The 10,500-nt window shown below is 61.6% G+C and carries 11 protein-coding genes, 1 pseudogene and 1 riboswitch; of the genes and pseudogenes, 5 read left to right on the forward strand and 7 right to left on the reverse strand.

Going from position 1 to position 10,500, the window contains the following annotated elements:
* The first annotated feature begins 248 nt into the window (after positions 1-248).
* Positions 249-938 carry a hypothetical protein gene (locus tag BJ122_RS18470; RefSeq protein WP_210205475.1) on the forward strand — a complete coding sequence of 230 codons (690 nt, stop codon included), beginning with the start codon at positions 249-251 and terminating at the stop codon, positions 936-938.
* Positions 939-1,282: 344 nt separating this feature from the next.
* Positions 1,283-1,456: pseudogene (locus BJ122_RS18475) on the forward strand (transposase); the annotation flags it as partial.
* 184 nt (positions 1,457-1,640) lie between these two features.
* Here BJ122_RS18475 and BJ122_RS18480 read toward each other — a convergent pair.
* The 6 genes from BJ122_RS18480 to BJ122_RS18505 all read right to left on the reverse strand — a co-directional run bounded on the left by BJ122_RS18480 (position 1,641) and on the right by BJ122_RS18505 (position 7,530).
* Positions 1,641-2,366, reverse strand: coding sequence for a hypothetical protein (locus BJ122_RS18480; protein ID WP_110782763.1), 726 nt, complete (start codon positions 2,364-2,366; stop codon positions 1,641-1,643).
* Between the two features lie 219 nt (positions 2,367-2,585).
* Entirely contained in the window at positions 2,586-4,511 is a 1,926-nt protein-coding gene (gene thiC, locus BJ122_RS18485) for a phosphomethylpyrimidine synthase ThiC (protein ID WP_110782764.1), read from the reverse strand.
* Between the two features lie 160 nt (positions 4,512-4,671).
* Positions 4,672-5,280 carry a thiamine phosphate synthase gene (locus tag BJ122_RS18490; protein ID WP_110782765.1) on the reverse strand — a complete coding sequence of 203 codons (609 nt, stop codon included), beginning with the start codon at positions 5,278-5,280 and terminating at the stop codon, positions 4,672-4,674.
* On the reverse strand, positions 5,267-6,049 hold the full coding sequence (locus BJ122_RS18495) for a thiazole synthase (RefSeq protein ID WP_110782766.1): 783 nt from the start codon (positions 6,047-6,049) through the stop codon (positions 5,267-5,269). The genes BJ122_RS18490 and BJ122_RS18495 overlap by 14 nt, the downstream gene beginning before the upstream one ends.
* 210 nt (positions 6,050-6,259) lie before the next feature.
* Positions 6,260-6,457 carry a sulfur carrier protein ThiS gene (thiS, locus tag BJ122_RS18500; RefSeq protein ID WP_110782767.1) on the reverse strand — a complete coding sequence of 66 codons (198 nt, stop codon included), beginning with the start codon at positions 6,455-6,457 and terminating at the stop codon, positions 6,260-6,262.
* Positions 6,448-7,530, reverse strand: coding sequence for an FAD-dependent oxidoreductase (locus BJ122_RS18505; protein WP_181419001.1), 1,083 nt, complete (start codon positions 7,528-7,530; stop codon positions 6,448-6,450). The genes thiS and BJ122_RS18505 overlap by 10 nt, the downstream gene beginning before the upstream one ends.
* Positions 7,518-7,666: riboswitch (TPP riboswitch) on the reverse strand. (Overlaps the previous gene by 13 nt.)
* A gap of 177 nt (positions 7,667-7,843) precedes the next feature.
* Between BJ122_RS18505 and BJ122_RS18510 the strand changes: the two genes are divergently transcribed.
* The 3 genes from BJ122_RS18510 (at position 7,844) to BJ122_RS18520 (ending at position 10,321) form a co-directional block, all read left to right on the forward strand.
* Entirely contained in the window at positions 7,844-8,026 is a 183-nt protein-coding gene (locus BJ122_RS18510; protein ID WP_110782768.1) for a hypothetical protein, read from the forward strand.
* Between the two features lie 241 nt (positions 8,027-8,267).
* On the forward strand, positions 8,268-8,819 hold the full coding sequence (locus BJ122_RS18515; RefSeq protein WP_110782769.1) for a PRC-barrel domain-containing protein: 552 nt from the start codon (positions 8,268-8,270) through the stop codon (positions 8,817-8,819).
* Between the two features lie 164 nt (positions 8,820-8,983).
* Entirely contained in the window at positions 8,984-10,321 is a 1,338-nt protein-coding gene (locus BJ122_RS18520; RefSeq protein WP_110782770.1) for an NAD(P)/FAD-dependent oxidoreductase, read from the forward strand.
* Here the strand turns inward: BJ122_RS18520 and BJ122_RS19480 are convergent.
* A partial coding sequence (locus tag BJ122_RS19480; RefSeq protein WP_210205476.1) for a hypothetical protein occupies positions 10,308-10,500 on the reverse strand: 193 nt, incomplete at its 5' end. The two genes, BJ122_RS18520 and BJ122_RS19480, sit on opposite strands and share 14 nt — an antisense overlap.

The raw sequence follows: 10,500 nt of genomic DNA on the forward strand, positions 1-10,500 counted from the left end.
TGGGCCGGCGATGCCGCCGATCCGGGCAGCAATTTCGGCGAGCGACAGCCCGGCGCCGAACCGACGTAGGATGGGTTGAGCTCTTGCGAAACCCATCAAACGCACGGAATTTGAGGCGATGGGTTTCGCAAGGGCTCAACCCATCCTACGAGCTGAGTTGATGGCCATGCCGCAGAAATCCGGATGGCGCGGATATTGACGATCAATAGTCGGCCGGGAGTGGTAGGATGATGATGGGACGGCGCGGCATGCTGGCGCTTCTGACAGGCGGTATGGCGTTAGTGCTTTCCGGCTGCGGCAGGTCGCAGGCGTGGCTGCGCTATCGCCTGACTCTCGAGGTGAATACGCCGAGCGGGGTTAGCATAGGTTCGTCGGTGTTGGAATGCACACTCTACGGGCCGTCGATGATCCCACTTCCCGGCGATATCGGCGGCTCCGGCAATATCGGTGAAGCACCGACCGTCGACCTAGGCAGCGGTCGATTTCTCTTCGCGGTGCTCGCAGATCCGCTCTACCGGCGCGACCTGTTTTCAATCGTGTCGAAAGTCCTCGCCTATCCCGAGTTGAAGCTAGGGCCTCCCAACGAAGGTATGCAAGAACGGATGAAGAAAGCTGCTGCGACCAAGTCTTCGGTGATGTTGCTCCGTCGGGATTATCCGATGTTGGTCACGTTTGCTAACGTGAGCAATCCAAGCTCGATTGTGGAAGTCTCTCCTGACAATCTGGCAGCTGCTTTTGGAGTTGGTTACTCGCTCAAGCGCATCACATTTGAAGCTGTCGATGCAAAGACGCCGTTGACGGCGGGCTTCAGCGACCGCTTTCCAGCGATCGCCAAGCATCGTGGCAATTTTCGCAAGACGCCGCCCAATACGCCAAGAGACCAAGATCTTGATGCCTCCCTGGGAGCATCATCTTTTTTCACTGGTGCCGCAAAATGATCAAAACGATCACTCGCGAAGCCCGTAGCCCGGCGCCGAACCGACGTAGGATGGGTTGAGCTCTTCGCGAAACCCATCAAACGCATGGAATTTGAGGTGATGGGTTTCGCAAGGGCTCAACCCATCCTACGGGCTAGGATGAATAGCCAAGTGCGCTAAGTTTAGCACTATCCGCTCGATTGGGCCGGCGACATGGGCGCCCCGAGCGACGGGTTCGGCGAACGATCGTGAAGCGCCGTAGGATGGGTCGAGCGCCGTAGGATGGGTTGAGCTCTTGCGAAACCCATCATGATGCGCACCGAGGGGACGATGGGTTTCGCAAGAGCTCAACCCATCCTACGGGCTACATTCATTTCAACCCGGTGAAACATGGCCACGTTGCCCGCGTCGCGGACTGGCCGCATTCCTCGTTCCACCGCATGGTGGCGCGCGGTGTCTATCCGCTCGATTTGGCCGGCGATGCCGCCGATCCGGGCAGCAATTTCGGCGAGCGACAGCCCGGCGCCGAACCGACGTAGGATGGGTTGAGCTCTTGCGAAACCCATCAAACGCACGGAATTTGAGGCGATGGGTTTCGCAAGGGCTCAACCCATCCTACGGGCTCAATCAGCGAGTTTGTATCGACAAAACCCCTATCCTGAATACGAATCAATAGCCGAATCGACAATTCCACCCCCTACCGTGGAAAAATATGCGTGTCCATTAGAATGGTATATCGTCGTCTACCTCTCCCTTAGGAGATGGAAGTCGCTTAGCTGGTCCCTCAATTTTCCTGCGCTCGTTCCAAGGGGGCAGGGCGTCCTTTAGTTTCTTTGCTTTTTCAATCCAATCGAAAACTCGGTCGATGGTTTGCTGAAGTGGCTTAATCTCATCGTTGACGGACCGAGCGGTGCGGGCAAGCTCAACTGCGAAAGCGAAGAACGATTCTGTACGGGTCCGATTGCGGTCGATCTCGGCAGCAAAAGCATTCAATTTATTGAACAAAGAATCTCTTTGGTTTTCAGTTAGAGCGATCGCGTTTAGCTTTTCGCGAATAGCTTGAATGAGTTTGTGGATTGCCTCACGAGCACTCGCGTCGAGGACGACTATGCTTTGGGAGTTGCTTTTTTGGCGCCTGGCCGCTTCGATCAGAATCTTCTGGGATGTAACCTCAACGTGACGTCGGAAGTCCTGAAAGAAATCTGAAAAATCGTTATCCCCTCTTGGAGGATTTCGATATGTAGTTAGGATGCCCAAGTTATGCACTTCGTCGAAAGCAACTAGGCCATCAACATATCTTCGTTCGTAATAGAAGCCTGAGCCACCCTCGTTAACATTCCATATGGCTACAAGGTCCTTGTATCGTCGTCGTTGTAAGACTGCGAAAGCTTCCTCGGGATCATCCGGAAGGTGGAGGTACTCGTTTATGTCTTCATCCTCGGTGGCCATGATAAGCCCTAATTTGTCCGGGCACTGATTAAGAATGCTTTCAGGCCCGTGTTCGAGAACTGCGCACTTCAATCTATAATACTACGAGAGTTTGAGAGCGTACAACGTCTTGTTGTGTTCGTTGCCGTTCAACTGAGTTGGCCCTGACCGCTTCATTTACGATCAATGCCCAGGTCGCGCCCGGGCATGACGTTTGTTGCGTGTATTGAGCCCGCCGCCTTACGACAGCGCCTTGTTGCTCTCCTTGACCTTCTCGGCGTCGAGATAGAGCTGCTCGCCCATGTCGCGGAATTTGGCGCTCATCTGCGCCATGCCGTCCTCGATGGTGCCGGAAATCGACATGCCGGCCTGGCCGACCGGATAGAGCGCGGCGCGTTCGTTGTCGCCGAGCGAGGCCGCGTAGTCGCGCACATCCTGCGTGATCTTCATCGAGCAGAACTTGGGGCCGCACATCGAGCAGAAATGCGCGATCTTGTGCGCTTCCTTGGGCAGCGTTTCGTCATGGAACGCCTGCGCGGTGTCGGGATCGAGCCCGATGTTGAACTGATCCTGCCAGCGGAATTCGAAGCGGGCGCGGCTGACCGCGTCGTCGCGCAGCTGCGCCGCCGGATGACCCTTGGCCAGATCGGCCGCATGCGCCGCGATCTTGTAGGTGATCACGCCGACCTTGACGTCGTTGCGATCGGGCAGGCCGAGGTGCTCCTTGGGCGTGACGTAGCACAGCATCGCGCAGCCGAACCAGCCGATCATCGCCGCGCCGATGCCGGAGGTGATGTGGTCATAGCCCGGCGCGATGTCGGTGGTCAGCGGCCCAAGCGTGTAGAACGGCGCTTCGCCGCACTCCTTGAGCTGCTTGTCCATGTTGATCTTGATCTTGTGCAGCGGCACATGGCCGGGGCCTTCGATCATCACCTGACAGCCCTTGTCCCAGGCGATCTTGGTCAGTTCCCCGAGCGTCTCGAGTTCGGCAAACTGCGCGCGGTCATTGGCGTCAGCGATCGAGCCGGGACGCAGACCGTCGCCGAGCGAGAACGCCACGTCGTATTTGCGCATCAGCTCGCAGATCTCTTCGAAATGCGTGTACAGGAAGCTTTCCTTGTGATGCGCCAGGCACCACTTCGCCATGATCGAGCCGCCGCGCGACACGATGCCGGTGACGCGATTGGCGGTCAGGTGGATGTATTGCAGCCGCACGCCGGCATGAATGGTGAAATAATCGACGCCCTGTTCGCATTGCTCGATCAGCGTGTCCTTAAACACCTCCCAGTCGAGCTTGACTGGATCGCCATTGACCTTCTCCAGCGCCTGATAGATCGGCACGGTGCCGATCGGGATCGGCGCGTTGCGCAAAATCCATTCGCGGGTGGTGTGGATGTTGCGGCCGGTCGAGAGGTCCATCACGGTGTCGGCGCCCCAGCGGATCGCCCACACCATCTTGTCGACTTCCTCCTCGACCGACGAGGTCACGGCGCTGTTGCCGATATTGGCGTTGATCTTGGTCAGGAAGTTGCGGCCGATGATCATCGGCTCGAGTTCGCCGTGGTTGATATTGGCCGGAATGATGGCGCGGCCGCGCGCGATCTCATCGCGCACGAATTCCGGGGTGATGAACGCCGGAATGCTGGCGCCAAATGACTCGCCATTGGCGAGCGCGGCCTCGGCGCGCTCGAGCTGGCGCTTGCGGCCGAGATTCTCGCGCTCGGCGACAAAGATCATTTCCTTGGTGATGATGCCGGCGCGCGCATATTCCAGCTGGGTCAGCGGGCCTGCGCCGGTGCCGCGCAGCGGCTGGTGATAGGCGGTGAATGCCTTGGCGGCGTGCTCGGCGCCAACATTGCCGTTGTCTTCCGGCTTGATGATGCGGCCCTGATATTCTTCGACACCGCCGCGTTCCTTGACCCACTGAGTGCGCAGCCGCGGCAGGCCCTGGTTGACGTCGATCACCACATCCGGGTCGGTGTAGGGGCCGGTGGTGTCATAGACCGGCAGGTTCGGCTCGCCGGAGGCTTCCGACAAAATGATCTCGCGCAGCGGCACGCGCAGATCGGGCGCGGCCTCGGGCGTAGAATAAATCTTGCGGGAGGAGGGCAGCGGGCCGGTGGTGACGGCGGCGCGCGTCGTCTCGGGATTGGAGCGGATATTCATGCCATCCTCCTATGGGTTGTTGTCGGGCCGCTTGTTGTCGTCAAAGTCGTTATGCCGTCATTGCGAGGAACGTTAGCGACGAAGCAATCCAGGAACGTCCGTGCTCGGGACTTTTGGATTGCTTCGCTGCGCTCGCCATGACGGTCGCAGTCGGGTCGCGTCACGCCTTCTCGGCGACGAAATCGAGCCAGGCGCGCACGCGCGCGTCGGGATCAGCATTTTGCGTGACGTCGCTCACCACCGCGATCGAGTCAGCGCCGGCCGCAAAAATCTCTTCGGCCTGTTCCAGCTTGATGCCGCCGATCGCCACCAGCGGAATGTTGCCGACGCGCTGCTTCCAGGTGGTGATCTTCGGAATGCCCTGCGGCGCAAAGCGCATCGATTTCAGCGTGGTCGGGAAGATCGGCCCGAGCGCGACATAGTCGGGCTGCGCGGCGAGCGCGGTCTCCAGCTCCTGGTCGTCGTGAGTGGACAGCCCGAGCGTCAGCCCAGCCTTGCGGATTTCGCCAAGATCAGCCTCGGCGAGGTCCTCCTGGCCAAGATGCAGATGCTGAGCACCGGCGACGATCGCCGCGCGCCAATAATCATTGACCACCAGTTTGGTGCGCGTGCCCTTCACCGCTTCCAGGGCGTCGGTGACGAGCTGCAGCGCCTCACCGTCATTGAGGTCCTTGGCGCGCAGCTGCACGGTGCCGACGCCGAGCGACGCCAGGCGCCGCACCCAGTCGACGCTGTCAACGATGGCGTAAAAGCGGTCAGGATACGGCATGCCAGAACGGAGTCCCGATCACAGGTGTGGAGGGCGAGGCGAAATCGCGGGCGTCCATCAGGCCGGACTCATAAGCAATGCGGCCGGCTTCGACCGCGAGCTTGAAGGCGCCGGCCATCGGCACCGGATGTTCGGCCTTGGCGATTGCGGTGTTGAGCAGCACGGCATCAAAGCCGAGCTCCATCGCCGCGGCGGCGTGGCTCGGCGCGCCGAGCCCGGCATCGACCACCAGCGTGATGTCGGGCAGCCGGTCGCGCAGCAATTTCAGGCCGTCGCGATTAGTAATGCCGCGCGCGCTGCCGATCGGCGCCGCCCAGGGCATGATCACCCGGCAGCCGACATCGACCAGCTTCATCGCCACCGACAGATCCTCGGTGCAATAGGGGAACACCTCAAAGCCATCCTTGATCAGGATGGTGGCGGCTTCCACGAGGCCGACCACGTCGGGCTGCAGCGTGTCGTTATCGGCGATCACCTCCAGCTTGATCCAGGAAGTGCCGAACAATTCGCGCGCCATCTTGGCGGTGGTCACCGCGTCGCGCACGCCGCGGCAGCCCGCGGTGTTCGGCAGCACGGTGACGCCGAGTTCGCGGATCAGCGACCAGAACACGTCGCCGGCCTTGCCGCCGGCAGCCTCGCGGCGCAGCGATACCGTGACGATCTCGGCGCCAGAGGCGCGGATCGAGTCCTGCATGATGGTCGGCGACTGATAGAGCGCGCTGCCGATCAGAAGGCGCGAGGAAAATTCGCGATCGTAGAATTTCACCATGAAACATCTCCACTGCCGCAGCAGGCTCCCGCGCTCCGCATGCGGGGCAAGGGCAAAGGCAAGGGCAAGGGTGAGGGGGTATCACGACGAGTCGAGAACGTTCGGATGCGGGCAGGCGCCCCCTCAACCGAACGCTTCGCTGCGCTCAGCGTCCGACCTCTCCCCGCAGGCGGGGAGAGGTGCACAGAGCACATGCCTGCGGCGCGCATCTCACCCTCCCTGGCGAGGCGTCAGAATCTCGATCTCATCGCCGGCGGCGACCGGGGTTTCGGCCCATTGGCCGCGCGGCACCACCTCGTAGTTGAGCGACACGGCGAAATGGCCGGCCGTGAAATCCAGCTCGCTCATCAGCGCAGCGACGTTGTCGGCCGCGATTTCACGCTGTTCGCCGTTCAAGGTCACAAGCATCGCATCACCTGATTGTCGATCACACCGCGCTCGACATAAGCGAGCGTCTTTTCGGCCAGGGCCGGCGCCATCAGGAAGCCGTGGCGATAAAGGCCATTGACCGCGACGCGGCGATTGCCGAGCGCGATGCGCGGCAGGTTGTCGGGGAAGGCGGGCCGCAGCCCGGCGCCGATCTCAACGATATGCGCTTCGCCGAACGCCGGATGCACGGCATAGGCGGCGCTCAGCAGCTCCAGCGCCGAGCGCACCATCACCAACTCGTCTTCGCTCTCGATGGTGGTGGCGCCGAGCATGAAGTGATTGTTCTCGCGCGGAATGACGTAGAGCGGCCAGCGCGGATGCATCAGACGCACCGGGCGCGATAGCGTGACCTCGGCGGTCTTGATCACCGCCATCTCGCCTTTGACGCCGCGCAGTTCCGGCGCCTTGTCGCGCGCGGCGAGGCCTCGGCAATCGACCACCAGGCCGTCGAGTTCTTCCGGCGTCATTTCCGATTCGAAATGAATGGTGCCGCCGGCTTCGATCAAGCGCTCATGCAAACGCGCCAGCACCAGGCGCGGCTCGACATGGCCTTCATTCGGGAAATACAGGCCCTCATGGAAGCGGCCGGCCAGCGCCGGCTCCAGCGCGGCGATGCCGTCGGCGTCAACGCGCTGATGGCCGGTGGTCATCTTGGCGAAGCGCTCGAAGTCGGCGCGATCACGCGGATGCGACACCACCAGCGAGCCGTTGAATTTCGTTTCAGGAAATTCCTTGCGCCACATTTCCAGCGAGCGCATGCCGATCTGGCTGACCATCGGCTCGGCGGCCTCGGCCTCGCAGAACGGCGCCAGCATGCCGCCAGCCCAATGGCTAGTGGCTTGCGTCATCGCCTGATCGCCGCGCTCATAGAGCGTGACTTTGCGGCCGGCGCGCGCCAGCAGCAAAGCGTGCCAGGCACCGGCAATGCCGGCGCCGATCACGGAAACGGGAGCGTCCTTGCGGAGATCTGGAAGTTGGCCGCGTTCGGAATCGGAAGCGGAAAGCGAAATAGCGGACGATTGTCCGCTCACAAGATCAGTCTGTTTATTCATCCCTGTCCCTTCGCCGGCATGACCCGGATCAGGTTCAAAGGGTCACCGCGGTCTCGCACTGGCCCGGCAGTCTTGCCGCCTGACCCGCGAGGAAGCGGTATCTCAGCTCCTCATCGGAGCCCCCCTCGGAACGGGCTCAATGTAGGCAGAAGCGCGCGCGTGTCAACGAGCGTTTTGGCGAGTGCCGGGTTCCCCACTGCCAAATGCTGGGCGCGCGCCACCACGTGGTGCCGTGCAGCGGAATCGGGTGACGCGGGGAGATGCGCGCGATCGGCGCGCGTGGCAGCCGATCGTGTAGCGTTAATTCGCCGCCGTGCGCGAACGTGATCGCCTGCGAGATCGTCAGGCCGAGGCGAGCGAGGCGCTGTCGTTTGAGATCGCGGGCATCGACGCCGCGTGCGAATTGGAACAGCCGTCAGCGTCGAGTAGTCGTGCCAGCGGAGACACGGCGAGTTTGCGTTCGTTCGCGGCGCTACTGATCAATGACGTGATCTGATCGCGCGCTCCAATGATTGTCGTATCACTGATAGCTGTCACCGCGGCCCTTGTGCGGATGTGGGAGGCGTTGATCGGTCGCGCGATGATGCGTTCAAAGGTCGCGCGAGCTGGAACTGGCGGAACTATCGGTCACGCTGTGTCTCCAGTTTCGTTCGCCGACAAAATCCTCTCATCACGGGAACAGCGCCGCGTCTACGCCGTTTGGTAGGGACCATTTCCAACCAATGAGGCACGACACAATGAACGCCAAAACGATTATCGCCGGCCTGCTCGGCACCACGATGCTCAGCACCATGGCGGTTGCGCAGAATCCGGCGCCATCCACCAGTCCGTCATCATCGAGCATGTCGCAATCGAGCATGTCGCAGCCGATATCCCATAAGGGGCAGTGGCGCAGCTCGAAGGTGATCGGCGTCAATGTCTACAACGCCAACAACGAGAATCTCGGCGAGATCAATGAACTGCTGGTCGATCAGTCCGGCAAGGTGCAGGCAGTGGTGATCGGCGTCGGCGGTTTCCTCGGCATGGGCGAGCGCTATGTCGCGATCCCGTTCGAGAAGCTGCAATGGTCCAACGAGCCGGTCCGCAGCGCCAGCGCGAGCAAGAGCACGTCGGGCTCGGGCATGGCGCCGTCGGGCACCACCGGATCGTCCACGACCACCGGTTCGGCCGGATCGGCGACACCGTCCACCACCAATGCCAGCGGCAGTCAGTGGTACCCGGACCACGCCATCCTGAATCTGTCCAAGGATGAGCTGAAGGCGATGCCGGAGTTCAAATATTCCACCTGACCGTCGTTGACGAATACGTGATTTGAGGCCGGGGAGCGCATGCTCCCTGGCCTTTCATTTTGGCGGCTGCTTACCACTTGATCTTGCATGGTGCGCTGCGTCGTGTTGCATTTTTGCCGGCGATCGCGCGAAACTATCGGTGGTGTGACGATCGGGGGCAGTCGATGGCAGATCAGAACGACCAACTAACCAGGCCGCATCGCATCGTGGTGGCGGGCGGCGGCGCCGGCGGGCTCGAACTCGTCACCAAGCTCGGCGATACGCTCGGCCGATCAGGGCGCGCCACCGTGACGCTGGTCGAGCGTTCGCGCACCCATCTGTGGAAGCCGTTGTTGCACGCGGTCGCGGCGGGCAGCCTGCGCCGCTCGCAGCACGAGCTGAACTATCTGGCGCAGGCGCATTGGCACAATTTTATCTATCGCTATGGCGAGGTGATCGGCATCGACCGCGAAGCCAAAGAGTTGAAACTGGCCGAGATGCTTGATGAAGAGGGCCGGCAGATCACGCCAGCGACCTCGGTGCCCTATGACACGCTGATCATGGCGATCGGCAGCGTCACCAATGATTTCGGCACGCCGGGCGCGGCGCAGTTCGCGGTGCCGCTGGAAACCCCGGAGCAGGCCAGCCGCTTCAACCGCCGGATCGTCAATGCCTGTCTGCGCGCCAACACCCAGCCCGAAGGGCCGCGGCCCGGACAGCTGCACGTCGCCATCATCGGCGCCGGTGCCACCGGCACCGAACTTGCCGCCGAATTGCACCATACGGTGCGCGATGTGGTTGGTTACGGCATGGACCGCATCAATCCGGCGCGCGACATCCATATCGTGCTGATCGAGGCCGCGCCGCGCATTCTGCCGGCGCTGCCGGAGCGGATCGCTGACGCCACCATGGAATTGCTGGTCGCGCTCGGCGTCGAGGTGCGTATCAACGCCCGGGTCGCGGAAGTGCGCGCCGACGGCGTGGTGCTATCGAGCGGCGAACTCATTCCTTCGGAACTGGTGGTGTGGTCGGCGGGCGTCAAGGCGCCGGACTTTTTGGCCGATTTCGGCGGTCTCGAAGTCAATCGCATCAATCAGCTGCTGGTGACGCCGTCGCTGCAGACCACGCGCGATCCCAATATTTTCGCGATCGGCGATTGCTCGTCCTGCCCGCGGGAAGGCTACCCGAACCCGGTGCCGCCGCGGGCCCAGGCCGCGCATCAGATGGCGACCCATATCATTCGGCATATCGAGCCGATCATGCAGCGCCAGCCGATCCCGCCATTCGAATATCGCGATTTCGGCTCGCTGGTGTCGCTCGGCAAATATTCGGCGGTCGGCAATGTGATGGGCTATGCGGTCGGGCGCAGCATGTTCATCGAAGGCATGATGGCGCGGCTGATGTACCGGGCGCTGTACAAGATGCACGAGGCGGCATTGCACGGCCGCTCCACCGTGTTCTGGCGCGCGCTGCTCAATTCGATCGGCAGCCACCGGCCAACGCCGAGCGTCAAGCTGCATTGATCGGATCGCCATTGTAGGGAGCGCAGTAACGAAGCCGTCCAGCAGCCTGATAGCGGGGCTGGATTGCTTCGCTTCTCTCGCAATTGTGCGAGTTCACTAATTCGTTGATCGAATGGTTTTGTTGGTGGCGAAGTCCTTGGGGGTTTTGCCGCCGAGGGCCTGGTGAGGTCTGAAGTTGT

This window comes from Rhodopseudomonas faecalis, assembly GCF_003217325.1.
GTDB classification, from domain to species: Bacteria; Pseudomonadota; Alphaproteobacteria; order Rhizobiales; family Xanthobacteraceae; genus Rhodopseudomonas; species Rhodopseudomonas faecalis.

What these genes read in the sequence shown, in the direction of transcription:
- BJ122_RS18480 (WP_110782763.1), bottom strand. Translation starts at nt 2,366, where the DNA reads ATGGCCACCGAGGATGAAGACATAAACGAGTACCTCCACCTTCCGGAT.
- BJ122_RS18495 (WP_110782766.1), bottom strand. Translation starts at nt 6,049, where the DNA reads ATGGTGAAATTCTACGATCGCGAATTTTCCTCGCGCCTTCTGATCGGC.
- BJ122_RS18505 (WP_181419001.1), bottom strand. Translation starts at nt 7,530, where the DNA reads ATGAATAAACAGACTGATCTTGTGAGCGGACAATCGTCCGCTATTTCG.
- thiS (WP_110782767.1), bottom strand. Translation starts at nt 6,457, where the DNA reads ATGCTTGTGACCTTGAACGGCGAACAGCGTGAAATCGCGGCCGACAAC.
- thiC (WP_110782764.1), bottom strand. Translation starts at nt 4,511, where the DNA reads ATGAATATCCGCTCCAATCCCGAGACGACGCGCGCCGCCGTCACCACC.
- BJ122_RS18490 (WP_110782765.1), bottom strand. Translation starts at nt 5,280, where the DNA reads ATGCCGTATCCTGACCGCTTTTACGCCATCGTTGACAGCGTCGACTGG.
- BJ122_RS18515 (WP_110782769.1), top strand. Translation starts at nt 8,268, where the DNA reads ATGAACGCCAAAACGATTATCGCCGGCCTGCTCGGCACCACGATGCTC.
- BJ122_RS18470 (WP_210205475.1), top strand. Translation starts at nt 249, where the DNA reads ATGCTGGCGCTTCTGACAGGCGGTATGGCGTTAGTGCTTTCCGGCTGC.
- BJ122_RS18520 (WP_110782770.1), top strand. Translation starts at nt 8,984, where the DNA reads ATGGCAGATCAGAACGACCAACTAACCAGGCCGCATCGCATCGTGGTG.